27 protein-coding genes are annotated in these 24,938 nt (G+C 42.3%); 19 read left to right on the top strand and 8 right to left on the bottom strand.

Annotated elements, in window-relative coordinates:
- The 5 genes from dapF to JCM16456_RS14815 all read left to right on the top strand — a co-directional run bounded on the left by dapF (position 1) and on the right by JCM16456_RS14815 (position 5,737).
- The gene (dapF, locus tag JCM16456_RS14835; protein WP_068715658.1) at positions 1 to 831 is read left to right on the top strand and encodes a diaminopimelate epimerase; all 831 of its coding nucleotides are present in this window, start codon (positions 1 to 3) and stop codon (positions 829 to 831) included.
- Between the two features lie 12 nt (positions 832 to 843).
- Complete coding sequence (locus tag JCM16456_RS14830; RefSeq protein WP_068715656.1) at positions 844 to 1,548, top strand: DUF484 family protein; 705 nt, start codon at positions 844 to 846, stop codon at positions 1,546 to 1,548.
- Positions 1,517 to 2,452 (top strand): tyrosine recombinase XerC, encoded by a 936-nt coding sequence (gene xerC / locus JCM16456_RS14825; RefSeq protein WP_068715654.1) that lies wholly within the window; start codon positions 1,517 to 1,519, stop codon positions 2,450 to 2,452. The genes JCM16456_RS14830 and xerC overlap by 32 nt, the downstream gene beginning before the upstream one ends.
- Complete coding sequence (yigB, locus tag JCM16456_RS14820; RefSeq protein WP_068715652.1) at positions 2,452 to 3,174, top strand: 5-amino-6-(5-phospho-D-ribitylamino)uracil phosphatase YigB; 723 nt, start codon at positions 2,452 to 2,454, stop codon at positions 3,172 to 3,174. Before xerC ends, yigB begins: the two co-directional genes overlap by 1 nt.
- A 70-nt stretch (positions 3,175 to 3,244) precedes the next feature.
- Entirely contained in the window at positions 3,245 to 5,737 is a 2,493-nt protein-coding gene (locus JCM16456_RS14815) for a bifunctional diguanylate cyclase/phosphodiesterase (protein ID WP_068715650.1), read from the top strand.
- A 17-nt stretch (positions 5,738 to 5,754) separates the two neighbouring features.
- Here JCM16456_RS14815 and JCM16456_RS14810 read toward each other — a convergent pair whose 3' ends face one another.
- The 4 genes from JCM16456_RS14810 to JCM16456_RS14795 form a co-directional block, all read right to left on the bottom strand.
- Positions 5,755 to 6,363, bottom strand: a complete 609-nt coding sequence (locus tag JCM16456_RS14810; RefSeq protein ID WP_068715648.1) for a tRNA-uridine aminocarboxypropyltransferase — start codon at positions 6,361 to 6,363, stop codon at positions 5,755 to 5,757.
- Entirely contained in the window at positions 6,363 to 7,877 is a 1,515-nt protein-coding gene (locus tag JCM16456_RS14805; RefSeq protein ID WP_068715646.1) for a hypothetical protein, read from the bottom strand. Before JCM16456_RS14805 ends, JCM16456_RS14810 begins: the two co-directional genes overlap by 1 nt.
- Before the next feature lie 174 nt (positions 7,878 to 8,051).
- Entirely contained in the window at positions 8,052 to 8,879 is an 828-nt protein-coding gene (locus JCM16456_RS14800) for a Cof-type HAD-IIB family hydrolase (protein WP_068716103.1), read from the bottom strand.
- A gap of 110 nt (positions 8,880 to 8,989) precedes the next feature.
- Complete coding sequence (locus JCM16456_RS14795; RefSeq protein ID WP_068715644.1) at positions 8,990 to 9,982, bottom strand: alpha/beta fold hydrolase; 993 nt, start codon at positions 9,980 to 9,982, stop codon at positions 8,990 to 8,992.
- A 258-nt stretch (positions 9,983 to 10,240) separates the two neighbouring features.
- On the opposite strand from JCM16456_RS14795, the gene JCM16456_RS14790 reads away from it, so the two are divergent.
- Positions 10,241 to 11,467: an EAL and HDOD domain-containing protein gene (locus JCM16456_RS14790; protein ID WP_068715643.1), complete on the top strand. Its 1,227-nt coding sequence runs from the start codon at positions 10,241 to 10,243 to the stop codon at positions 11,465 to 11,467.
- Between the two features lie 68 nt (positions 11,468 to 11,535).
- Here JCM16456_RS14790 and JCM16456_RS14785 read toward each other — a convergent pair whose 3' ends face one another.
- A complete protein-coding gene (locus tag JCM16456_RS14785; protein ID WP_068715642.1) occupies positions 11,536 to 12,006 on the bottom strand; it encodes a Dps family protein in 471 nt (156 codons plus the stop codon).
- Between the two features lie 210 nt (positions 12,007 to 12,216).
- Between JCM16456_RS14785 and JCM16456_RS14780 the strand changes: the two genes are divergently transcribed.
- From JCM16456_RS14780 to JCM16456_RS14760, 5 genes are all read left to right on the top strand, one after another.
- Positions 12,217 to 13,248 (top strand): acyltransferase, encoded by a 1,032-nt coding sequence (locus tag JCM16456_RS14780; RefSeq protein WP_068715640.1) that lies wholly within the window; start codon positions 12,217 to 12,219, stop codon positions 13,246 to 13,248.
- A gap of 189 nt (positions 13,249 to 13,437) precedes the next feature.
- Complete coding sequence (locus JCM16456_RS14775) at positions 13,438 to 13,809, top strand: hypothetical protein (protein ID WP_068715638.1); 372 nt, start codon at positions 13,438 to 13,440, stop codon at positions 13,807 to 13,809.
- Positions 13,810 to 14,720: 911 nt separating this feature from the next.
- Positions 14,721 to 15,356, top strand: coding sequence for a lysoplasmalogenase (locus tag JCM16456_RS14770; RefSeq protein ID WP_331710506.1), 636 nt, complete (start codon positions 14,721 to 14,723; stop codon positions 15,354 to 15,356).
- A gap of 123 nt (positions 15,357 to 15,479) precedes the next feature.
- Positions 15,480 to 15,719 (top strand): YecH family metal-binding protein, encoded by a 240-nt coding sequence (locus tag JCM16456_RS14765; protein WP_231894407.1) that lies wholly within the window; start codon positions 15,480 to 15,482, stop codon positions 15,717 to 15,719.
- A gap of 78 nt (positions 15,720 to 15,797) precedes the next feature.
- Positions 15,798 to 16,385, top strand: coding sequence for a YhgN family NAAT transporter (locus tag JCM16456_RS14760; RefSeq protein WP_068715634.1), 588 nt, complete (start codon positions 15,798 to 15,800; stop codon positions 16,383 to 16,385).
- A 42-nt stretch (positions 16,386 to 16,427) separates the two neighbouring features.
- On the opposite strand, the gene JCM16456_RS14755 is transcribed toward JCM16456_RS14760, so the two are convergent.
- Together JCM16456_RS14755 and rsmD are read right to left on the bottom strand one after the other, a co-directional pair.
- On the bottom strand, positions 16,428 to 16,694 hold the full coding sequence (locus JCM16456_RS14755; protein ID WP_068715632.1) for a DUF1145 domain-containing protein: 267 nt from the start codon (positions 16,692 to 16,694) through the stop codon (positions 16,428 to 16,430).
- Complete coding sequence (gene rsmD / locus JCM16456_RS14750; RefSeq protein WP_068715629.1) at positions 16,691 to 17,290, bottom strand: 16S rRNA (guanine(966)-N(2))-methyltransferase RsmD; 600 nt, start codon at positions 17,288 to 17,290, stop codon at positions 16,691 to 16,693. Before rsmD ends, JCM16456_RS14755 begins: the two co-directional genes overlap by 4 nt.
- A gap of 204 nt (positions 17,291 to 17,494) precedes the next feature.
- On the opposite strand from rsmD, the gene ftsY reads away from it, so the two are divergent.
- The 6 genes from ftsY (at position 17,495) to glpG (ending at position 22,943) form a co-directional block, all read left to right on the top strand.
- Positions 17,495 to 18,667 carry a signal recognition particle-docking protein FtsY gene (ftsY, locus tag JCM16456_RS14745; RefSeq protein WP_068715627.1) on the top strand — a complete coding sequence of 391 codons (1,173 nt, stop codon included), beginning with the start codon at positions 17,495 to 17,497 and terminating at the stop codon, positions 18,665 to 18,667.
- 41 nt (positions 18,668 to 18,708) lie between these two features.
- Positions 18,709 to 19,383, top strand: a complete 675-nt coding sequence (gene ftsE / locus JCM16456_RS14740) for a cell division ATP-binding protein FtsE (protein WP_068715625.1) — start codon at positions 18,709 to 18,711, stop codon at positions 19,381 to 19,383.
- On the top strand, positions 19,373 to 20,341 hold the full coding sequence (ftsX, locus tag JCM16456_RS14735; RefSeq protein ID WP_068715623.1) for a permease-like cell division protein FtsX: 969 nt from the start codon (positions 19,373 to 19,375) through the stop codon (positions 20,339 to 20,341). The genes ftsE and ftsX overlap by 11 nt, the downstream gene beginning before the upstream one ends.
- A 167-nt stretch (positions 20,342 to 20,508) precedes the next feature.
- The gene (rpoH, locus tag JCM16456_RS14730) at positions 20,509 to 21,363 is read left to right on the top strand and encodes an RNA polymerase sigma factor RpoH (RefSeq protein ID WP_068715621.1); all 855 of its coding nucleotides are present in this window, start codon (positions 20,509 to 20,511) and stop codon (positions 21,361 to 21,363) included.
- A gap of 399 nt (positions 21,364 to 21,762) precedes the next feature.
- Entirely contained in the window at positions 21,763 to 22,086 is a 324-nt protein-coding gene (gene glpE, locus JCM16456_RS14725; protein WP_068715619.1) for a thiosulfate sulfurtransferase GlpE, read from the top strand.
- Positions 22,087 to 22,091: 5 nt separating this feature from the next.
- A complete protein-coding gene (gene glpG, locus JCM16456_RS14720; protein ID WP_068715617.1) occupies positions 22,092 to 22,943 on the top strand; it encodes a rhomboid family intramembrane serine protease GlpG in 852 nt (283 codons plus the stop codon).
- Between the two features lie 14 nt (positions 22,944 to 22,957).
- Here the strand turns inward: glpG and JCM16456_RS14715 are convergent, their stop codons facing one another.
- Positions 22,958 to 23,368 carry a flagellar basal body-associated protein FliL gene (locus tag JCM16456_RS14715; protein ID WP_068716098.1) on the bottom strand — a complete coding sequence of 137 codons (411 nt, stop codon included), beginning with the start codon at positions 23,366 to 23,368 and terminating at the stop codon, positions 22,958 to 22,960.
- A 159-nt stretch (positions 23,369 to 23,527) separates the two neighbouring features.
- On the opposite strand from JCM16456_RS14715, the gene JCM16456_RS14710 reads away from it, so the two are divergent.
- Positions 23,528 to 24,067 carry a chorismate lyase gene (locus JCM16456_RS14710; protein WP_068715615.1) on the top strand — a complete coding sequence of 180 codons (540 nt, stop codon included), beginning with the start codon at positions 23,528 to 23,530 and terminating at the stop codon, positions 24,065 to 24,067.
- Complete coding sequence (gene ubiA / locus JCM16456_RS14705; RefSeq protein ID WP_068715613.1) at positions 24,067 to 24,924, top strand: 4-hydroxybenzoate octaprenyltransferase; 858 nt, start codon at positions 24,067 to 24,069, stop codon at positions 24,922 to 24,924. The genes JCM16456_RS14710 and ubiA overlap by 1 nt, the downstream gene beginning before the upstream one ends.
- Positions 24,925 to 24,938 lie beyond the last annotated feature (14 nt).

The raw sequence follows: 24,938 nt of genomic DNA, 5'->3' as shown, positions 1-24,938 counted from the left end.
ATGCATTTCCATTTTTCAAAAATGCACGGTTTGGGTAATGATTTCATGGTGGTGGACTGCATTACTCAAAACGTATTTTTTTCTCCTGAGTTGATTCGCCGTTTGGCGAATCGACACACTGGTGTGGGCTTTGACCAATTATTGATAGTCGAAGCCCCTTACGATCCAGAAACTGATTTTCATTATCGTATTTTTAACGCGGATGGCAGTGAAGTAGAACAGTGCGGTAATGGAGCACGCTGCTTTGCTACGTTTGTGCGTATGAAAGGGTTAACCAATAAGTTCAGCATTAATGTAAGTACCAAAAAAGGTAAGATTTTGCTGGATGTGGAAAACGATGATCAGATAACCGTGAATATGGGGGTTCCAGAGTTTGAGCCGAGCAAGATTCCTTTTCGTGCTAAACAGATGGAAAAAACCTATATCATGCGTGTCGCAGAGCAAACCTTGTTTTGTGGCGCCGTAAGCATGGGTAATCCTCACGTCGTCACTGTGGTGGATAGTGTTAAGACTGCAGATGTTGAGCATCTTGGTCCATTGCTTGAGTCTCATGAACGTTTTCCTGAACGAGTGAACGCTGGGTTTATGGAAGTCGTTAGTCGTGATGAAATTAATTTGCGCGTCTATGAGCGAGGCGCAGGTGAAACACAGGCATGTGGAACCGGAGCGTGTGCAGCAGTTGCTAGCGGCATCATGCAAGGTGCTTTAAATGAAGAAGTTAAAGTGCATTTACCCGGTGGTACACTTATCATTAAGTGGAAAGGACCAGGTAAACCTCTCTTTATGACAGGACCTGCTGTCCATGTATTCGATGGCCAACTTTCTTGTTAATGAGGAACTGTTTTGTCACACCCTGAAGCAGATGCGTTAACGGCGCAAATTGTTGAAGATTATTTACGTGATCACCCTGACTTTTTTGTCGAGCGCCCGGAGCTAGTCGATCGTTTGTCACTACCTCATCAACAGATGGGGTCTGTGTCTCTTGTGCATATTCAGTTGGCGAGACAAAGACAGAGAATTGAAGAGCTAGAAGAAGAGATCACCACCTTGATGTCTTTGGCGGCAAGTAATGATAAAACTTTTCATGAGTTTATGGAGTTGCAGGATAAGGTGTTGCACTGTGACTCTTTAGTTGATGTGTTCGCGGCAGTGCGACAAATGGCTCGCCAGTTGGGGTTAACGGTATTTATCCGCTTATTGGAGCCTGTTGATAGCCGTTACGCTATCAGCCGAGAGCACTGGCAGCGTTTTGCTATCAATCACTTTAATGGGAAAGATACTTATCTTGGACGCTTACGAAAAGCGGACCGTCAGTTGTTATTTGGCGATGACGACAGGGCTCCAGAGCTTGGTTCTTATGTGATCTTGCCCTTAGCAAAACAAAACCCGCTTGGTATTCTTGCCTTTGCTAGTGATGATGGTGGTCATTACCAACCCTGTATGGATACGCTCTTTTTACGTCATTTAGCGCTTGTTTTATCACACGTGATTGACACTTTACCATGGCATAACTCCGATGAAGAACGAATCAGTCAACCCTCTGCCTAGTAGTTTACAGGCTCCTCTAAACCGTTTTTATGAGTTTCTGCGCAGCGAAAAAGGTTTAAGCCTTCATACTCAACGTAACTACAAGCAACAATTAGAGACAATGGGGGAGCATTTATGCCAAATGGGGTTGCGTCAGTGGCAGCAGGTGGATGCGGCATGGGTTCGCCAATTAGCCAGTAAAGGCATGCGTGATGGGATGAAAGCCAGTAGTTTGGCAACGCGCCTCTCATCGTTGCGTAGTTTCTTTGATTTCTTGATTCTACGTGGTGAATTATCCGCTAATCCTGCAAAAGGTGTTTCTGCGCCACGTAAGAAACGTCCTTTACCGAAAAATCTTGATGTCGATGAAATCTCCCAGCTACTGGAAGTGGATGATAATGATCCTCTTGCTATTCGTGACCGAGCCATGATGGAGCTGATGTATGGTGCTGGATTGCGTTTGGCCGAACTGGTCGCCATTGATGTTCGTGATGTGAATTTTGGCGCTGAAGAGATCCGTGTCATTGGTAAAGGTGATAAAGAACGTGTTGCCCCTTTTTCTGGGCAAGCCAAAGAGTGGGTTGCCAAGTGGATGAAGTTTCGCTCTGATTTTGCTAAGAATGATGAACCAGCTCTGTTTGTCTCGAAATTGGGCGCAAGAATCTCGCATCGCAATGTGCAAAAGCGCATGTCGGAGTGGGGGCAAAAACAAGCGGTAGCCAGCCATATTAGCCCACATAAATTGCGCCATTCGTTTGCGACCCACATGCTTGAATCGAGCAATAACTTGCGTGCCGTGCAAGAGTTATTGGGGCATGAAAATATCTCTACGACGCAGATTTATACTCACCTCGATTTTCAACATTTAGCACAAGCCTACGACCAAGCTCATCCGCGTGCCCACAAAAAACCTAAGGAGTCCTAATGCTGGTATACCGAAACCTGTTACCGATTCAAGCGATGACATTTGATTTAGATGACACGCTTTACGATAACCGTCCGGTCATTCGGCATTTAGATGAACAAATTACGCTTTGGTTACATAAGAACCATCCGGTCACTGCGAAGTATGATGCACGGCAGTGGTATGAATTAAAGATGAAGCTGCTGTACCAAAATGGTGATTTACGTCATGATGTTTCTTTGTGGCGTTTTACTCAGATCAAACAAGGGCTTATTGATTTTGGGTATAGTGAATCTGCAGCTGATGCGGCAGCGAGCGATGCTATGGTTGAAGTGAATTACTTGCGTAATTTGGTCGACGTCCCACAAGAAACGCATCGTGTGCTATCTCTTTTGTCCCAAAAGATCCCGTTAGTTGCTATAACGAATGGCAACGTGAACGCCGAGAAAATCGGTCTTAAACACTATTTTCAGCAGGTATTTTGTGCAGGCCCAGATGGTCGCTCAAAACCAGATGCGGATTTATTCAATAAAGCGTCACTTTATTTAGGTTTACCACCTTGTTCTATTTTGCACGTTGGAGATCATCCTGTTACGGATGTGTTCGGTGCAATCAATAATGGGTTCCAAGCTTGTTGGTTTAATGACCGAGGCATTACTGCTATGCAAAGCAATCGATTACATACGCTACCGCACGTTGAAGTCCATCACTTGGGACAATTGATAAACTTATTAAAACCATAATGTAATGAGTTAACTATACTAATGAGCAATGTTGATATGAATTACTGCATTGCTGGGGTCTTTGAACAGGATGTACACCTCCTCATTTGTTTTACAGCCAGACTCAGCTCATAAAGAGTTGAAAAATATCTTAGCGAATTATCCAGATATTCCATCTGGGCAGGTTCTTATTCAGCTTTTTTCTGCTCAATCCCGCTCTCAGGTTCAAGAAATAGCCGAATTGCTGTTAAGTGCCATTCCTCAGGCTCATTTGATTGGAATGAGTACGACGCAAGTGATTCGTCATGGCGATATTTTTGATAATCAGACCTTAGTTGCCATCAGTCAGTTTGATAATGCCAAGTTAACCAGTGCCCTTGTTGAATATGGTAATGACGAGGTAGATGACGGCTATCAAATGATGAATCATTTAGATTTATCTTCCTCAAGCCAATTGATTTTCTGTTTTGCAGACCGAATGAATGTGGGGGGAAGTGAACGTTTCTCTGTTTTCGATCAGCACCCTCATTCAGTTCCGATTTCCGGCGGCACTTCCGTACCGACGGATCAGGGGCAATGGGTAATTTGTGGTAAGCAATGCTATGAAAATGCGATGGTGGCTGTCGCAGTGCATGCTGAGCAATTGCTATGTCGTGTGGGAGGATATAAGCAGTGGAATCCTATTGGCCGCGCTTTTAGAGTAACCAAAGCGAATAACTCTTACGTATATGGATTGGATAATAAACCGATTGACGATGTGTATCGCCATTATTTAAGTCATGGTGAAAGCCTCGATTGCCAGTTGGTGAAGAGTTTTCCTTTGGTAAAAGAAGGGAAAGAAGACCAAGAGGTCTATATCCCGCAACGGTTTATCGATGGTGCCATCGAGTTTAATGCTCCGCTAATGATTGGTGATGAAGTTCGTTTTTGTTTCGATCACCCCTCTTTGACGCTCGAGCAGGTGCGCAGTGGGGCGCATTATTTACGAGAGCAAAAGCCGGATAAAATTTTTGTCTACAACTGTGTTACCCGTTTACAGTTCATGGAACACAATCAGGAGCTTCTTCCTTTGCAGGAGGTAAGTGATATTTGTGGCTGTTACTGTATGGGGGAGTTTTGGCATGACGGCAGTAAGCAACGTGTCATGCACCATAGTATGAGTTATGTTGCGATTCGAGAAGGTGAGTTTGAGGTGCAGCAAGAGCCGGCTCGTTATGTTGCAAACAAAGGCGTTACCGCACCATTGTTTAGTTTAATTCGTAATGCTTTTGATGATGTGGATTTACTGAATCGTAATCTTGAGCAGAAGGTGCAACGCCAAGCCTCGTTACTTACTGCAAGTTATCGTATTGATGCGCGCACAGGCTTGCCAAATCGATCGGTATTACAGGAGCACCTCCACAGTATTCAGTTAGATGAGCACCTGCTGACGATAAAAGTCACCAACTTTAGCCAAATTAATGAAAAGTATGGTTATAAAGTTGGAGATAAGCTTTTGGTTGACTTGAGCGTTCATTTTCAACTGCATATTAATCAGCACATTAGCGCTAATTGTCACCTTTACGCTATTGGGGTCGGAGAGTGGGCCGCTATTTTTTCATCCAATTTTAAAGAGCGTAAAATTCATAAATTATTTGGTGAATTTGTTGATGAGCTAGAGCACGTCAATTTTGAACCTTATGGTTTGCCTGAGCTTGATTATCTATCAGTTTCTATGTGCGCGGGGTTAGTTAGTCGGCGTGACTTTCCTACGCAAGAGGGGGACGAGTTACTGTTACGTTCGATCGAAGCGCGACGTTATGCTTATAAGAATAACGAACATTTTTGTAATGCTAAGACGCTACTCGGACAAGATAGAGTACGCAAAGAGCAGCTAAAGTGGCTTTCTTGCGTGAGTAGAGCGGTAATGGACAATAATGTTCTGGTGTATAGCCAACCGATTTTCGCAGCGCATACTCGAGAGCAAATTTCACAAGAATGTCTTGTGCGCTTGGAAGATAAAGGAAAGGTTATTCTTCCAGGGCGTTTTCTCCCGGTTATTGCTGGAACCCACCTTTACACGCGTTTAAGTCATCAATTGATTACTCGTATTGGCGAGTATATGCAAGATCGAGACGACTCCTTTTCTATTAACCTGTCACCACAAGACTTAATCAGTGATAGTACGTTAGTGCTCATTGAGGAGATGATTAAGCGGTTAAATAACCCATCTCGCATTGGTTTAGAGGTGCTGGAGTCGGAACAGATTAAGGATTATGGGCGCATGGCTGAAGTGTGTAACCATTTTCGAGGGCTCGGGGCTAAGATTATTGTTGATGATTTTGGTTCGGGTTATTCCAATATCGATGAAATCGTTAAGCTAGAGCCTCAAATTATTAAACTTGATGGTAGTTTGATTAAACAGCTAGATACAGATGATAAGCAGCGCAAGATTACGGAGCAGTTGGTGAAATTATGTCATGTTTTGGATGCAAAAACTGTGGCTGAATTTGTGCATAATCAACAGGTGTGTCAAATCTGTGAAGATATTGGCGTCGATTACCTACAAGGGTTTTATCTTGCCGAGCCGGCTCGTCTTATTTGATGATCGGGGTTTCTGTTCTATTGCTTCTTTTGCCAAATATGACCACTTTTGTCGGCTTGATATACCTTCATGTAGTTGAGAAAGAACTGTTCCAATTGATTGGCAAGGGTTTGCTCACCCAGAGACGACAGTAGAACGTTAGCCACCTCTAAGGTACATAGGTGTCCGCTTTCTTGGTTACGACGTAGTTGGTATTGAGATGTTATATTCGAGGTGGATAAAGTGACGGTCGGCAACTTATCTAGCCATGCACTTTTACGGCGCATCTTGCGCGCTTCCTGCCATGTCCCATCAAGAATAATAAAGTGAGGTGTTGTCCCCTGTGCTTCACATTGTTCAATTGCTTGAGTATCGGTTAGGCTGTCCTCAGCAGGGAACACAAGAAACGACGTTCTATTCTTTTGATTGATACGATCTAATAGGTCTTGATTGGCCTGTGTTCTTTGCCAAATATACGTTTCACAATTTGGTAATGCTTCCTTAAGCCAACGGCCTGTGTTGGTATCGCGCTTTATTTCTTCAGGGTGCATAAGTAATGAGAGCAACAGATGACTGTCGCTCAAATTGGGGATCTGCGAGCAAATACATTGATGCACTAAACCGCAGCGGGGGCAGGGCAACGCCATTACAGGGCTACGCCTTGTTGTGCCGGCGAGATGCCATCAGCAAAGAGTACGGTTGAGTTTTGTGTTGGGCGTTGGTCCATTTTTTCTCCCAGCTCGGAATAGTGTCCATCGACGTAGTGTAAACGGTGCAGTTTATCTGCAGTCGTTGGTTTTTGCTTGGCAATAATGAGATCATGCCAACCATTTGTCGATAATGTATCCAAGTAGAATGGGGTTACGGATTTTAAGCGGCTATTAAATTGCCATTGGTGTTGCTCATTTTTGAAAATAAGCAGGGTGCAGTCCTCTCTATGGCACCAATCCATTTGCACTAATAATTCCGGATTATCATCACCATTGAGATCATACGTTAACCATCGATAGTGACTGCCTTCAGATGACTGGTGGTGTTGGGCTAAATAACCACGTACCGCTTGATCTACTTGCTCGTCATATTTATCTGTTGAGTTGAACTGTTTTCCATTGGGGTGTTTAGCCTGGTGATGCGGGGCTGATTCGTGAAAATCTTTAAATAAAACTAATCCACCAGAGGCAATAGGATAAATCGTCGAACCTACCTTTTCTTGAGTCGCGGTAAGTTGCTCTCCATTGCGAGTAAAAATACGTTGAGTCACGAGGTATTGTTGCTGATGGCGTGTCATGACCACTTGAATTTGATCCGTATTAAGGGGCTGCCAGAACCCTTTTTCGATGACATCTGGATCGCCATTGGTATAGCTATAACGAGTAATCGCGGTGTGGTCTTGTCCAAGCTGCATACTGACACTAAAACCAGCGTCAGTCGTTGAGGTTGCGTAATAAATGCCGCTCCAATTTTGGCTGGTATCTGTATTACCCAGTACAGCGCAACCTTGGTACTGTTGAGTACCTACAGTCATGTTTGCTTGCCAGCCATAGAGTGCACTAGCCGTGTTGTTGACGCAAGAGGTTGCTTGCAGCGTGACTTTACCACCGTTTAGTTGATAGACCCTCTTTGCGCCTGAGAGCTGACCGCCTTTAATGGCTAAGGTGTGTTGCGCCCCTACAGAGGGAGCAAATACTACGCCTTGGTCGGTAAACTGTGCAGACCATGCTGTTGGTTTAGTGCCAAACGCTCTAGTTGGCATTGGATAGAGGTGACATCGGTCTTTTTCTTTGCCATTAAGGGTGTTGATTTGGGTAACGATAAATTTACCGGCGTAATCCCCGTTGTAACCTGTTTGGCTAGGGGCTACGAGATACCCCATCACTTCGCCATACATGGGCTCATAAGGTGCTGTCGCTATTTGTTCTGCGGAGGTTCTTATTTCTGCGGGAATCTGTAACTCAAATTGCTGCTGACTACCACATGGCGTTAGTGTTTGAGTTTGAGTGCCAATAGTGATATCGCCACGTAGCATGAATAATTGTGGCTTAATGGATTCGGGGTTATTTAAGCTGGCAACTTCGGATTGTTTTGGAGTTTGAGACACAGAAGTACAAGCGGCCAATGTGATACAGCCCAACCCTAAGGCTGCAGTCTTCAACAATTTCATGTTATCTCTTTCCTCATCGCAATCGGTAGTATTGCTATTATGACATAGCTTAATAAGTCGACAACGGGCTGGTGTTTCTATTGACAAACACCGGACAGAGAATAGGCGGGATAAGTGCGCTGCTACAGTGATGTTAATAACAGGGAACAAGAGGTGTGTCCCCTGTTATTGAATTTAGAGAAGGTTGTTTTCCAAATAGTGAGCCACAGCATCATCTGCACTGCTACCAATACGTTCAATGGTCGGTAAGACTTGCAGAACTTTGGGATGAGCTGTTCCCATCACCAGTCCTTTGCCCGCCATGGTTAGCATTTCTTGGTCGTTCATGCCATCGCCAAAAGCAATGCAGTTTTCTAAACTTAATCCCATTGATTCAGCGACTGCTTTCAATGCATCGCCTTTTGATACATCAGGTCCCATTACTTCTAAACACCATGGTGACGAGAATGCGATACTTAATTTATCTTGGAAACGTTCACGTAATTTTGTTTCGTACTCGGCTAAGTGTTCGTGGTCTTGAAAACGGCTAGTGAAAAATACTTTTGCCACACCATCTTTTGGCGCTTGGTTGGTGTTGAAAGAGGTAAAGGTAAAACCTGATTGGTTATGATATTTAGCTGATTCGGTGTCTTCACCACTTAAATACCATTCGTTATGGCGATAGATATGAACAAAGATGGTTGGGTCATCTTTCAGAACATCAACGATCTCTTGTACTAGTTCTTCAGGTACATCCTTGCTAAACATCAATTCATCTTGCTGATTGTGCACGCGAGCGCCATTCGCTGTAATCATGTAAGCAGGAATACCTGCAATCTCACGAATTCCTGCCACGTCCACGTGGTGGCGACCGGTTGCAAAAACAAAAGTAAAGCCTTTATCGTGGAGGGTTTTGAGTGTACGTTTTGTTTGAGAGCTTAGTTGGTGATTTGGTGCGAGTAAGGTGCCGTCGAGATCAGAGGCAACAATTTTGTACGGTGTCGGTTTACTTTCAGTGGTCATATAACCCTCTTGGTTAATGTCATTGCTAACGGCAGATGAAGACACGCAACAGTGTACTGCAAAATCCATCAAGAAAAGAGGGCAAAATCAATGAGACTCCATTTCCTCTATTATTTGCTGGTTACCTGTTGGAAAAAATCGAGAATGCTAGTGAGTACTTGATTGCGATATTGATCGCTTTCGAACATCAGTTCGTGTTTTGCACCATGAATCAATTCAATGTGGCATTGAGTGTTAGTTTTCGCTAGTTTGGTGATGAACCGAGTCTGAGCTTTGTTGTCAACAATCGTATCGGCTTCGGCTTGTACAACAAGTGTCGGTAATTTGACCTGCCTTGTCAGTTGTAAGCACTGCTTGGCAGCCATTAAACCTTGCCATACCCAGCGGGTACTAGGGCCGCCTAATTTCAACTCAGGACGTTCTTCATATAGCTTTCTGAACCACTGATAGCGAACTTCACTATGGGTCAGTGGGTTGATGTCAAAAGGCTTAGCGTAATATCCTGCAAATCCCGGTGCGTATTTGGGAGTGGAAGACGTTGCCGTCATAACTTGAGTGAGTGGTATGGCTATCGGTCTTAATTGCCAAGGCATGTTCACGCCAAACATTGGTGCGGTAACGGCTAATGCGTGGAATGGATGCTGAGGGGTCATTTGCACATAACGGGTTGCAATAGCGCCCCCCATGGAGTGACCAAGTAAAAAACGTTGTTGATATTTCTCTAAATCAAACAGTTCCAATAGTGCTATTAAATCTGTGATGTAATCATTGAACTCACCAACATGGCCCATTTCAATGTTATCAATTAAACGCTGTGAGAGGCCTTGACCACGATGATCAAAGGAATAAATATCATAGCCATTTTGGTAGAGGTCGAAGAATAACTCTTGGTATTTCCAAGTGGATTCAATTCGGCCGTTTACCATCACAATTGCTTTAGTATGATTTGGGTTAGTAAGGCTACACCAGTAGACTTTCTTTTTGTCGAAGGCGCGGTAGAACCCCTCATTTCTTTGTTGCCAAAGATCCGCTACCTCGCTATTCATACGAGCTAAAAATTGGTCTTCTTGAGTGAATGAATAGAGTGTTTGGGTAGTGGACATAGCTGAACCTAAATAAATACCGCTGAGGGTTCAAGCATAAGCAACTGGAAGATAAATGCAATTGACATGTCAATTCGAAAACACTTTTCATGCCGAGTAAATATTAATCTGTCTCAAATTATGTAAAAGTTTCTTGTTACCCCCTTGGAGGTATGAGCTTCAACCGTTACTATAGGGCTTAGTCAATAGTTGTCCAACATTGTCTTTTCGTCTCCGTTTTGTTTTCCGCGAACATTCATCAAAGTTATTTGAGGTTACATGTATACAACGTATGTTGCACGCCAACCAATATTGAATGCCAAGAGGCATACTTTAGGGTATGAGCTTCTTTTTCGGGATGGTGAAACAAATGCTTTTCCAGAACATGTTGACTCAGATAGAGCAACCTACCGACTGATAGCAGAGAATTTTCTCTCGATAGGCCGTAACCCTGCGATTGGTCGTTCCCGCTGTTTTATTAATTTCCCTTACAATAGTTTGATTCGCCGCCTTCCTCTTACACTTCCCAAAGATCAGGTCGTTATTGAAGTTTTAGAAACATGCAAACCCACAGATGAACTTTGGGAGGCAATGCGAGAGTTGTACCTAAAAGGGTATTTGCTTGCTCTAGACGACTTTATTTATTCTGCTGAGTGGGAGCGGTTTCTTCCTTTTGTCCACATTGTAAAATTGGACATACGCTTAATGGGGATGGATAAAGCTTGCGAATTTGTGCGTAAGCGTCTTGCGAACGGCAGTAAGCGTAAATTCCTAGCGGAGCGAGTTGAAACCAAAGAAGAATTTGAACAGGCTAGAAGCGCAGGATTTAAATTCTTCCAAGGGTACTTCTTTAGTAAGCCGGAGATGATATCGCAACGAGATATCAGCCCCGAGCAGGTGATTACGATGCGTCTTTTCAAAGAAGTGTGTCGTGATGACGTAAATTTCAAACGTATTGAAGAGATTGTCTCTCAAGATGTCGCTTTGTCTTATAAGCTGCTGCGATTTGTGAATTCAATGTCCGATCGGCTTGCTGTGCCGATTTCCTCTTTTAGACAAGCATTAGTGTATTTAGGGCAGGATAGGTTACGTATTTTCGTGTCGCTTGCTGTGGCTTCCTATATTTCGATTCATAAGCCGAAAGAGCTGTATAGTTTGGCTTTGCAACGTGCGCAATTTTGCTACTTGATGTCACGTTATCGACCTTTCCAACAGCACCAAGATCATGCTTTTTTGATTGGTTTGTTCTCGGTGTTGGATGCATTACTTGATGCTCCTCTAGATGAACTGATTACTGAATTACCATTAACTGAAGATATTAAGGATTCGCTGATTAACCGCTCTGGTAAAATCGGGGCATTGCTTGATATTGAAGAATGTTATGAGCAAGGTGATTGGCAGCAGTTGTCGACTTTGTGCATGCGCATGGGGGTGAAAGTCGATACGGTCACTTATGAACTAACCGAAGCATTACGTTGGAGCCAAGACATACATCGTCTCATTTAGTGTATTAATACAAAAAACAAAAGCCCATCTCTGGGCTTTTGTTGTCTTTGGAAGATCATTTGGGTATATCATTGCAGCCAAGCGTTCAACATCCAAATGAGTTTTTCTTGCTCGCGAATGTAATCGCTCATTTGCGAAGCTGTCCCTTCATCATCAGCTTCAGTGGCCAGTTCTAACACTTTACGCTGGTGGCTAATTAGATGACTAAATCCCTCGACTAACCCTTGCATTGTGTTTTGCCCATCGGTGACATTGGTATGCTCTTGAATTTCAGCGCTTTCTAAATAGCTGCTAAAGCTATGTAGGGGCTGAGCTCCGATGGTTAAGATACGTTCTGCTATCTCATCTATTTTTGTCTGAAGATCGGTGTAGATCTCTTCAAACTTAGCGTGCAACTCGAAGAATTCTTTGCCTTTGATATTCCAATGATAGCCCCGTGTGTTCATATAAAACACTTGGTAGTTCGCCAATAGGTGATTCAGTGATTGTGCTAGTTGCTGACTCTGTTGTTTATCTAAACCGATTAAGTTCATGTTCATATGCTCACCTCACTAAATAATATGATGGGGAATGTTTTCGTTAGATTCAGAATACGGCGACACATGGAGAAAGAAAAATAGAGTTTATTTATTAATCTGATAGGCTGTAACTATGAACAAGGATTGTTAACTTGCCACTGACGTCCGTCTTACACAGCAAACTAGGGTGGACACTATAGTAGTGGCATGATGAGTATTAGAGATATGAGAATGGAAAAAGAAAGCCGCGTGCTGTTTTTTGATTTGTTGCGTTGTGTGGCGGCAGTGGCTGTTATCGCAATTCATGTACTTGCGCCTTATCGAGACCAAATGGGCGTTATTCCAGACAGTCATTGGTTAACTGCTGTCTCGGTAAACGGTGCAACTCGTTGGGCGGTTCCCGTTTTTATTCTTATTTCTGGTGCATTGTTACTGAGCGATCGTCGGCCGTTTGAATTCGGTCATTATGTTCAGCGTCGGCTGGGAAAAGTGGTTGTGCCATTTATTGTCTGGTCACTGTTCTACGCTTTGTTATCTGGCTTGGATGCTCAAGGCTTTCATCAAGACACTGCAATGGAAACGTTAAGCAATAGTCCTCATCATGCTACCTATTATCACTTAGGTTTCTTCTATTACTTTATCCCGCTCTATTTCGTTATCCCATTCTTGCAATGGCTCAATAATAAAATGGATGAGAATCAAGAACAAAAAGTATGGTCACTCTTTGTTGGTCTATGGCTGCTGACAACGACTCTGTTCTTACTGCATATTGATGGTCCATGGAGTTCACAAATCTGGCTTTATACAGGTTATTTACCTTTGGGATACCTGTTGTTCAAAAAGGTCACGATTACTCGCTTCACTGTTGCTATTTCGATTCTATTGGGTTGTGCTTCGATTTATCTGACCATTCATAGTGTTGTCGATTTGAGTGCCGTGAAAGGGCACTATTCTGTTGGGCGATGGCTATCTTATAAAACACTTAATGTTGTGCTTGCGGCAAGTATGATCTTCATGGTGGGGCGTGCTCTTGCACCTAAGTTATCTGAGGGCGCTCAGCGGTGGGTGAGTTTCATCAGTCAGCACAGTTTGGGTATTTATCTGCTGCATCCGATCTTTCTGTGGCCAATGAAGGCTTATGGTTGGCACCAAGGTCACCCAGCGTGGGTGATTCCTCTGTGGATTCTACTAAGTGGTGCAGGTGCATTAGCGGTGAGTTGGCTCTTTTCCCGCTCGAGCAAAACACGCTGGCTATTGCCATAAAGAACATAAGCCGATCGTTCATAGGTCGGCTTCTTTTGTTCATATTTTAAATACACTTCATCTTTGGGTCTTATGTCACATCCCAACTTCTAAAATCTTATCTACACTTCGAATAGAGAGAATGGAACTCTCTTTCTGATACTTTTACGCGGCTTAATGCGTATATAGGTGGGGTCGAGAGGAGGATATATGTCTGATATTGAACACATCGTTCGACGAATACATAAGCTTGAGACCTTGTTGCGTAAGCAATATCACGCTCAAGGGGAAGGGTTAGAGCAGCTAGTTGATAGTTGTCAGGAGCGTTTACCTAATCGAATTAGTAACCAACTTCATCTCATCGCACAAGTGGAGAGAGAGCTGGATGAGAATCAGGATTTTCATTTGACGAGTCCAGATCGGTTTCTCGTGGCTTATAAGGAATGTGAAAAAGAATTAACACCGAGAAGTGGGCGGTTTGTTTGGCGCATTGCGGTTTCTTTGATGACGATTATGACGTTGATTGCTTTAGCTTTCTATTACTTGCATTGGGATATATTGAACCAGCATGTTCGTTGGTAAGTCATGCATTTGATTTAAAAAACGCAATAATGAACAGGAAATAAAAAAGGACGCTCAGCGTCCTTTTTATTTTGAAAACAGATGATCAGTACATCATTGGCAGTGTCATTAGGCCAATGATCACTGCAATCATGACTAATCCCTGTTTTTGAGATGAAGAAATCATAACACCGCTCCTTTTTACTGTTCATAATATGAATAGAAGAATAGCATTACTTTATTCATTTGATCAAGTCATCAGGTAAAAATTAGGTAAAAATAACTACAGTAACATGCTAAAAATGCGACTCATGCGACAAGTTTACTGCTATTTTTGCTCTGTTCTTAATTTGTTCACTTTCTTTTTTAGGAATGGTTTTTGTTTTTAACTTTATGATTTTAAATAATAAAATATATTGCTTAATTATTGTTTTAATCTTAATGATTGCCTTTTTAAAGCTTGCTTCCCTAACTAGGTTGGTAATGTAGAAAATGATGACTTTTTGAGGTTACAATCTCAACAAATGATATTAATTATCATCTATATGTTGGGTTTGTGCAGTTATGTTGTTTTTTTATCTTTTTAGTCTTTATTTTTTATATGTGCATCCAAGTAAACGTTTGCTTGATTATTATTTTGTTTAACTTATTGTTTTAAGTTGGTTTTTTATTAAATTGTTTTCTTTTTTTATTTTGTTTTTGGCGCTTAAAAGGCAAAGATTAACATTATAAATTAATATTTATTCGTTTTTCGCTATTTTTTCTTGTTCTGATTGCTTTTTGTGTATGTTTACTAAGTGGTAAGCCATTCTTATGGATAAAGTGCGATAGGTAAGGGCGGAAAGCTTAGCTACTGAGATCGAAGTTTTTCTCTTCTTTGCTGGACTTACGCGGTTGCATCTCTACACTGGCGACATCGAAGTGAAGAGGCAATGGGCATGTGGAGCTGGATTTCTGTTGCATTAGCTGGATATGTAAGTATCTACTCATTTAAAAAAAATGATAAAAAACAAAGTCTTATATTTAAGGTTGTTGCGTTGGGATTGCTGTGTTTGTTATTAATAACACACTCTTCTACCGTCTCTGCGTCTGGGCAATGGATATTTGCTAGTTTGATAGTGTCAATTGTGGCTGATTGGCTGCACTGTTTTCGTCCTTATTCAAAAGTCAGTTTCTGTTCATTTTTGGTCGCTCAATTAATGGTGAGCAAAGCATTTTGGTTACAGCTCTCCGGTACGATTGTTTGGTGGATGCCTGCATTGTTGATCGCTACCGGTATTGTGGCGTTTTTTCTATTACTCCCTCAGCTTGATAAGCTTATCTTTCCAGTGATGGTCATGGGACTTGTTCTGTTGCAAATGGCTTGGGCTGCTGGAGAAGCTTGGTTAAAAATCGGCACAACAACGTCTTTATTTGGTTTCTTAGGTTCGATTGCTTTTATTATTTCTTGGCTTACGGTTGCGATTCATGAGCGACGACAAGAAATTAAAGGAGCGGTATATCTTATTTCCGGATTTTATTTCTTGGCCCAGTGCTTTGTTGTTCAAGCGGTTCTCATCGTTAACTGAGTTACATCAAGGTAAGTTGTTGCGATTTTACGTAATTTACCCTCAGGCGACTTGTTGTTAGACAAGTAAGTGGCTTTAGCAACTAGATGGCGGGACTCAGTAAGAGTCTCTCGATGAGGAAATATGATGACCAGAAATGTACATGCCCATAAGGTATTGAATCAGCTGGATGTAAATCCTATGAATGAAGCACAGCTTCGTGAATGGATTAGCCAAGAGTTCGGTGATGACGTGGTGTTTCATACCTGTCGATTACAAAATCTTTCCGTTGATGCCTTGTTTACCTTTCTTCAAGAGCACAACAAGGTGCTAGTTGAAGAGGGGATATGGTCGCTTAATAAAGAGAAAATCTGCCAGCATTAACTGAGCGTAAGCGACCAGATCGAATTCTTCATATTCCATTGCTATACTGCGTCAAACTGTATGCAGTATTGAGGCATTATGGAAGTTATATCAGCGGCAACTATGCTGTTTTTAATTATGGATCCACTAGGTAATTTGCCAGTGGTTCTTTCAATTCTTAAGCACTTTGATAAAAAACGCCAACGCGCCATTCTCATTAGGGAACTGCTGGCAGCTTTGGTGATTTTGATGTTGTTCCTTTTTGCAGGGAAATCGATTCTAAGTTTCTTACATGTTCAGCCAGAGACTCTCAGCATTTCTGGTGGTGTGATTTTATTTATTATCGCAATAAAAATGATATTTCCGAGTGCTGGTAGCATCACTGGTTTAGCGGCAGGGGAAGAACCTTTTATTGTACCGATGGCGATTCCTATGATAGCCGGTCCTTCTGTTATTGCCGCATTACTCCTGTTATCGAGTCAATATCCAACGCGAATGTTTGAGCTCTCGTTGGCGGTGTTATTAGCTTGGGTTGGTACTTCAGGGGTTTTAATGTTCTATCGCTTTTTCCATAAAATATTGGGTGAACGAGGACTTAAAGCGGTTGAACGTTTAATGGGGTTACTATTGGTTATGATCTCCACGCAGATGTTTTTAGATGGTGTTAAAGCTTATCTGGGAATGTAGTTGATGATCGCTGCATTAAAAAACCGCCATTCGGCGGTTTTTTTACATCATGTGTTTACGACGAATGTCGAGTAAAGCAAAGATGCCAAACAATAAGATTGACCACTTTTCCCAGCGAGATGTTGTCACCTTATCGCCAAAAGCGCCGATGAATATCAGCATTTGTAGACCGTGCATCATGAAGAGAAAAACGGTCATGATATACAAAGCAATTGCCGCTTTCCCAGGAAAGGGCATGGCGATATTTAGCAGTAACACTAACCAAACTAATCCGATACATATTTTGGCTGCGACTATGAGTGCTTTCATGCTTGGCTCCTTGCGAACAGTCGATAACACACTTGTCCTGCCACTTTTTCACGGTGTAATTCCCAATGACTTGGTAAGTTTGGTAAGGGCAGTTCTTTTTCGCATTCAATATAGATAAACGCATTTTCGCTTAGCCAACCATTTTTTTCTAAATGTTCAATGGTGGTGTCTAATAATCCTTGGCGAAATGGTGGGTCAATAAATACGATATCGTAGGGTTCGCCAGATTTCGCTAAAAATTGTAATGCGTCAGTATTGTGAACCTCAATATTGTCTGCTTTCAGTGCTGCCACATTTTTCTTTAGCTGCTGATAAGCTTGAGGGTTCATTTCCAACATTGTGACATGCTTTGCTTGGCGAGAAGCAGATTCAAATCCCAAACCGCCAGAACCTGCAAAAACATCCAGACAGCGCGCTGCTGGTATTTCCATTGCTAACCAATTAAATAAAGTTTCTTTAACTCGATCAGTTGTAGGACGTAGGCCTTGAGCATCGTGTACGGGAAGTTTTCGACCTCGCCATAACCCACTGATTATTCTAACTTGACCGGTTGTTGCCGCTTTCGCTACCGGTTTTTGTTGAGGACGTCTTGCCATAGATTTTTTGACCGCTAATTAAGTGTTACTATAGCCACCCTGCCAGTAATTTGGCTGGTAATGGGCAAATGAATTAAAAATTATGGCAAAGTGTACCAAGTGAACGTAAAAGTTTTCACTGCTTTGTCATTATTTCTTTTCTTTAGGGGATAATTCTCTAGGAAAAGAGTCATAGTTAGTTAAGCAAATCTAGGATATTCCCTGATGACCGAAAAAAAGAAGCGTGGCTTACTGTCGTGGCTCGGCTTTGGTGATGAAGAATCGCAACAACCTCAGTCGACTGAAGTAGAAGAAAACGCACCACAAGCTATTGAGGAGTCTCTTGCGGAGGAGCCATTAACGGAGGTTTCTGAAGCATTGTCTGAATCTGGAGATGCGTTAAGTGACGAATCTTTAGAGAAAAATGAAGAAATTGAAGAGCCTCAAGTTCAACTTAAAGAACAAGAAAAGCCGACGGAGAGCTTTTTTGCGCGCTTAAAACGCAGTTTGAGCCGTACCAAAGCCAATATTGGAGCTGGCTTCTTTGGCCTATTTAAAGGTAAAAAAATTGATGACGATCTCTTTGAAGAATTGGAAGAGCAGTTATTGATTGCTGACGTGGGCATGGATACCACAACCAAAATCATTAATAGCCTGACAGAGAAAGCATCGCGCCAAGAGTTGCGTGACGGTGAAGCTTTATATGGCCTGCTTAAAGAAGAGATGGCTGAAATTCTTGCTAAGGTTGAACAGCCTCTGGTTATCGACCAAGCCAAAACTCCTTATGTCATTTTGATGGTAGGTGTAAATGGTGTAGGTAAAACGACCACCATCGGTAAGCTTGCTAAGCAGTTCCAAGCGGATGGTAAGAAAGTGATGTTAGCGGCAGGCGATACTTTCCGCGCTGCTGCGGTGGAACAGTTGCAAGTTTGGGGTCAACGTAACAACGTTCCTGTTATCGCGCAACATACAGGTGCAGATAGTGCCTCTGTCATTTACGATGCTATCGAAGCGGCAAAAGCACGTGGTTACGATGTGGTGATTGCTGATACTGCAGGTCGTTTGCAAAACAAGAGCAACCTAATGGAAGAGTTGCGTAAGATTGTGCGCGTCATGAAGAAAATCGACGATAGCGCTCCCCATGAGATCATGCTGACGTTAGATGCCGGTACTGGTCAAAATGCGATTAGCCAAGCCAAGTTATTTACTGAAGCTGCACCACTCACGGGGATTACTCTGACGAAATTGGATGGTACTGCTAAGGGCGGGGTTATTTTTGCGTTGGCAGATCAGTTCCAGATTCCAATTCGTTACATTGGTGTCGGTGAAGGGATAGACGATCTACGACCTTTTGAAACTCAGCAATTTATCGATGCGCTATTTAGCCGAGACGAATAATTAAATAGGAATTCCTGACGCGGGCCTATGAGGAATAATGTGTGATTAGATTTCAGCAAGTGAGTAAAGCCTATAGGGGTGGGCGGCAAGCTCTGCAAAAAGTAGATTTCCACTTACGCCGGGGAGAGATGGCCTTTTTAGGAGGACACTCTGGTGCAGGGAAAAGTACGTTGTTAAAACTGATCTGTGCGATTGAACGTCCAACCGATGGCAAAATTAGCTTCAATAATCACGATATCACTCGTATTCCTAACCGGGATATTCCTTTTTTACGGCGAAATATTGGCATTGTTTTTCAAGATCATCGCTTGCTTATGGATCGCACGGTTTTTGAAAACGTTGCTCTCCCTATGCGAATTGAATCAGCTAGTGAAGCTGAGATTAAGCGACGAGTTTCTGCGGCCTTGGATAAAACGGGTTTACTCGATAAAGCCCGTTGCCTCCCTAGCCAGCTGTCGGGTGGTGAGCAGCAACGAGTTGGTATTGCTCGTGCTGTCGTAAACCGACCCACGTTGCTATTGGCTGATGAGCCAACCGGAAACCTTGACTCAGAATTATCTAATCGTATTTTGCGGTTATTTGAAGAATTCAATCGTGCAGGAGTCACCATTCTCCTCGCTACGCATAACATTAATTTGGTTAACACTCGTCCTCAATATCGACACCTTGAGTTAAACCAAGGCTTTTTGAGTGAGGTGCAAGATTATGGCCAATAAGTTGAAATCAAGAAAAGGACCTAAGTCTAATCCAGGTAAGCGGATGAAAACGGATGGTTACTTTAAAGTTCAGATAAAACAGGCGAAAGCGTCGTTTCATCAGTTGTGGCAGCGACCTTTAGGCAATTTACTGACATTGGCTGTGATTTCAATGGCCCTAACGTTGCCGAGTTGTTTTTATCTTATTAGTAAAAATATCGCGTCGGTTTCTCATCAAGTGGCAAGTTCTTCGCAAATCAGTGTCTATTTAGCTGAAGGTACTCCTGAAGCGCGGATCATGCTGCTAAAAGATGATTTAGAGCGGCGTGATGATGTAGCTAAAGTTGAGTATATCTCTTCAGAACAAGGTCTTAAGGATCTCAGTTCAAATGCTGGCTTCGAGCAAGCCATCAGTTTGCTTGATGCAGATGTATTGCCAGCGGTGCTGTTAATTACTCCAAAGGTGGAGCAGAAACAACAAATTAAAGCGATCGCGACTGATATCCAAAAGCAGGAAAATGTCACCGACGTTAGACTTGATGAAGATTGGCTATCACGGTTAGATGCGATTCGAAATCTTGCGAGCATTTTGGTGCTTAGCCTTTCTGTTCTAATGCTAGCATCGGTGTTTTTGATCGTAGGTAATACCCTAAGATTTAATGTCCAATCGAATAAAAATGAAATTCAAACCATGAAGCTTATTGGAGCGACAGATAGCTTTATCTTGCGTCCTTACGTTTATTCAGGGATGTGGTTTGGCTTTTTAGGTTCTATTGTTGCTTGGTTTATGACAGCGATTATTACATTACTCTTGAATAGTGCTGTTGAAGATTTAGCCCGACTCTACGATAGCCATTTTCGTTTACTTGGATTGGGTTGGGACGAGTCGTTGTTGCTATTAATGTTAGGCACTTTGATTGGCTGTGTCGCCGCAAAAGTGTCAGCGAATCGCCATTTAAAAGAGATTGAACCAGTTTAAGCATTTTGAGTCTTAGTAGTGGAAGTGCAGACAATATGTTAACAAGTGTTGACTTGTTTATTATAATTGTTTATGCATAATAACCGATTGAGCTTGAACTCTATTCATTTTGAGTTCAGCATAACTGGTTTATAGTAGCTCCAGATCAGAAATTGATGAGGAATTGAATGACTAACCCAACGTATCCAATGGCTCTAGTAACGCAAGATAGCTTAGATAGCTATATTCGTTCAGTGAATAGCTACCCAATGCTAACGGCAGAGGAAGAGCGGTCGCTGGCAGAGCGGTTACATTACAAAGGTGATATTGAGGCAGCGAAAGGCTTAATCCTTTCTCACCTTCGATTCGTTGTTCATGTGGCTCGAGGTTACTCTGGTTATGGTTTACCTATGGCAGATTTGGTTCAGGAAGGTAACATCGGCCTTATGAAAGCAGTAAAACGGTTTAACCCTGAAGTTGGGGTAAGGCTAGTTTCGTTTGCTGTGCACTGGATTAAAGCTGAAATTCACGAATACGTTTTGCGTAACTGGCGTATTGTGAAAATTGCGACCACTAAAGCTCAACGTAAATTGTTCTTCAACCTACGTAAATCGAAAAAACGTTTAGGTTGGTTCAATAATGGTGAAGTCGAAACGGTAGCAAAAGAACTTGGTGTTGAACCTTCGGAAGTTCGTGAGATGGAATCTCGATTAGCTGCTCAAGACGCGACGTTTGAGATGTCTGCTGATGATGATGAGAGTTCGTCTTACACGGCACCAGTGTTGTATTTAGAAGATAAGAATTCTGATCTTGCTGACAATATCGAAGCACAAAACTGGGAAGATCATACAACACAACGTTTAACCGCTGCTCTTGCTACTCTAGATGAACGTAGTCAGCATATCGTACGTTCACGTTGGTTAGACGACCAAAAAGCAACATTACAAGATTTGGCTGATGCCTATGGTGTTTCCGCTGAGCGTATTCGCCAGCTTGAAAAGAACGCTATGAAGAAATTGAAAGAAGCTGTTGGTGAGTTTTAGTTTCTACTGACAAGCTCAACATGTTTAAAAGGCTGAGATCGTTGATCTCAGCCTTTTTTATTTTCCGATCACAAAATGAGATCAAAAATTCGCGTTAAGTCTGTGGATAAGTCTGTGACAAAATTATTTGTGAACTGTCATCAAACAGGGTAAATAAAGGGGTTAACGGTGATTTTTATTTGGGGATATTTTTTGTTTTACACACAACAAAATAAGGATCATTACAAGATGTTGTGGATCGAAATTCAATTAGACACCTTATCAACGCAATCCACAGATTTATCCACAATTTAGACTAAAGTTTTAGAGTGAGGATAACCTTACTATGCCAGTGTACTTGTTGATGATTGGATAGGTTACAATGTGTCCCATCAAAATTCTAATATTGAGAGTCAGCTCATGGACCAGTTTAAACATATTGATGTAGAGAATGCACAAAGCTTAATTGAGAGTAATGGTGCGGTTCTTGTCGATATTCGCGATCCTCAGTCTTATCAAGTTGCGCATGCTAAGACAGCATTTCACTTAACCAATGAAACATTACATGCTTTCATGGAAGGTATTGAGTTTGACCAACCGGTTTTGGTCATGTGTTATCATGGAAACAGTAGCCAAGGCGCAGCTCAATATCTTGTTAATCAAGGATTTGAGCACGTTTATAGTGTTGATGGTGGGTTTGAAGCTTGGCACCGAGCAAACTTACCCGTAGAAAAGAGCATGTAGTCACTATGATAAAACTGATCACTCTAAATAATCCTCGTATGGCGCAAGCCTTTATTGACTATATGGCGACGCGCGATATTAAGATTCAATTATTTTCTGAAGGAGCCGATCAGTTTTCGTTATGGTTAATGGATGATACCGTTCAGGATGATGTCGTTTCCGAATTGCAGCATTTTTTGCATCACCCTGATGATCCTAAATATCAGGAAGCGTCGTGGACGATCACTCACGATCAAGCTCCCCAATTTTCTTATCGGTCTCCTAGTTTAATAGGTATGATAAAAAACCGAGCAGGGCCACTTACCTTGCTTATTATGATCGTTGCAATTGCTATTTTTCTCTTGCAGCAGTTTGGCTTGGGACGAGTTATTTTTCAGCAACTTCATTTTCCCGCGTATGAAGATCAACAGTGGCAATTGTGGCGCTGGGTGAGTCATGCATTGTTGCATTTTTCGGTAATGCATATCGCATTTAACTTACTTTGGTGGTGGGATCTTGGTGGGAACATTGAAAAACGGATTGGCAGCCTGAGTCTTGCAAAAGTTTTTGTCGTGTCTGCCGCAGTATCAGGTGCCGCACAGTATTGGGTTGATGGTGCTAATTTTGGTGGTTTATCAGGTGTTGTATATGCGTTACTAGGATACATCTGGATGATGAACTGGAAAGCGCCTAATCGTGGCTTAAATTTACCTAACTCGGTGATTGTTTTTATGCTGATTTGGTTAGTTTTAGGGTTTGTTCAGCCATTTATGGCAATCGCCAACACCGCTCATTTAGCCGGTTTAGTCGCTGGTATTGTCCTTGGGTTAGGTGATGCATGGCGGATGAAGACCCCCTCTAATGCAAAAGAGTATTAGAGGGGAGACTGGATTTATTGGTACATGTATTTAGTGAACAGCAGATCGGCGATAACTCTTCTACCCGTTTCTGGGAGTAGAATATTATTGAGTTTTTCCACTAGTGTTTTACGTAAGTCTTCACGACCCGCTAGTGATTTAATTTTGTCTTCACTTTGTTCGCCTAGTAACTCCACTACGGCATCTCGAATGAGTGGTTGATGCCTTTCTACTATCGGGAGGTCCGCATCACTAGCGACCATGATGTCGATTCTTACTTGGATATAGCCAAGCTTTTTGCCCTTGGTATAAAAGTTAGTCGTAAGATCAGGCTCTAAAGTGAAGTAGGCTAACTTAGGGGTCGATGATTCTTGTTCTGCCATCGAGGTAAAAGGAACAACCAGAGTGATGGCGAGTAAACTTCCAGTTAGCAAACGTTTTAACATAATTGTCGTCTTTTCTTTAGTCGGTTGGCGATATTCGAAAGGCTCGAGTCTTGTTACAATAAGGGTTATTAATCCATTAAAATAGACAAAGTGTAGCAGTGCTTCGGCACTATTGAACTTTGCCATATGGCGGGTTATCCGTCATATAGAAATATTAGTATGAATCAGTCAACTTCGCTCTATCTATCTGCAATACGCTCGATACTCTGGGAAGAACCTAAAGGTTTTTCTTTTCCGGAGGGTATACACGTGCAAACTGTCTTGGAACAAGGTTCTTTATCGCGCCTGTTAGCTCAGCATTGCCAACAACTTAAAGTGAATGTGTTAAATAATCAACCTATTGCACAAGATTGTTTATCGGATGATGAACAATCACTGTTGTTACCAGAAAATTGTTGGTTAAGGGAGGTGGTTTTGCAAGGCGATAATACACCTTGGGTGATCGGGCGAACTTTGATTCCCGAAAGCACAATTCGTGATCCACAGCATGATCTCTCTAAGCAAGGTGATAGGCCACTTGGACTTACTGTTTTCAGTGCTGATAATGTCTATCGTGACGCGCTACAAGTTGGGTGGGTGAAGACCCCACACGGCCGTTTGTTAGCTCGACGCTCCCGGTTATGGATGAATCATAAACCTATGTTGGTGGCAGAACTGTTTTTGCCGAAATCCCCAGTGTATTCAAAGGAGAGAATCTGATGTCCTTGGTTAAGGCTCGCGCATATTGGCAGTTAATGCGTATGGATCGCCCAATAGGTTCTTTGTTGTTATTGTGGCCAACAATCTGGGCTTTGATTCTGGCGGCAAAAGGAATTCCAGATTGGAAAGTATTGGTGGTATTTATTATTGGTGTTTTTTCAATGCGCTCTGCTGGGTGTGTGATTAATGATTTTGCCGATAGAAAAGTGGATGGTTTTGTTAAGCGCACTCGCAATCGTCCTTTACCTTCTGGAGTGGTCAGTTCAAAAGAGGCGATAGCGCTATTTCTGGGGCTCTCTTTACTCTCTTTTCTTCTCGTTCTAACCATGAACTCACTAACGATTCAGTTGTCGTTTTTTGGTATTGTTCTTGCGTTTATTTATCCTTTTATGAAGCGTTACACTAACTTACCTCAACTGTTTTTGGGTCTTGCGTTTAGTTGGTCAATCCCGATGGCATTTGCTGCACAATCTGGTGAACTGCCTACGCTTGCATGGTTTGTGTTTGCTATTAATGTACTTTGGACGATTGCTTATGACACACAGTACGCAATGGTGGACCGAGATGATGATTTGAAAATAGGTATCAAATCAACCGCGATTCTGTTTGGTCGATTCGACAAACTGATTATTGGGGTGCTGCAATTGATCACTTTAGTGATGCTGATTATGCTCGGTAGGGAGTTGCAATTGGGGGTTATCTATTACTGGATTCTATTGGTGGCTGGAGGCTTATTTGTCTATCAGCAACACTTGATTCGTCATCGTAACAGAGAACTCTGTTTCACCGCTTTCCTCAATAACAATTATGTGGGCATGGCGATAGCAGTGGGTTTATTGATCTCATTTTTGTATTGAATTTAGCAATCTAA

Source organism: Vibrio tritonius, assembly GCF_001547935.1.
GTDB lineage: Bacteria > Pseudomonadota > Gammaproteobacteria > Enterobacterales > Vibrionaceae > Vibrio > Vibrio tritonius.
The sequence above is the reverse complement of the archived record's forward strand: the minus strand, read 5'-3'. Positions and strand labels throughout refer to the sequence as shown.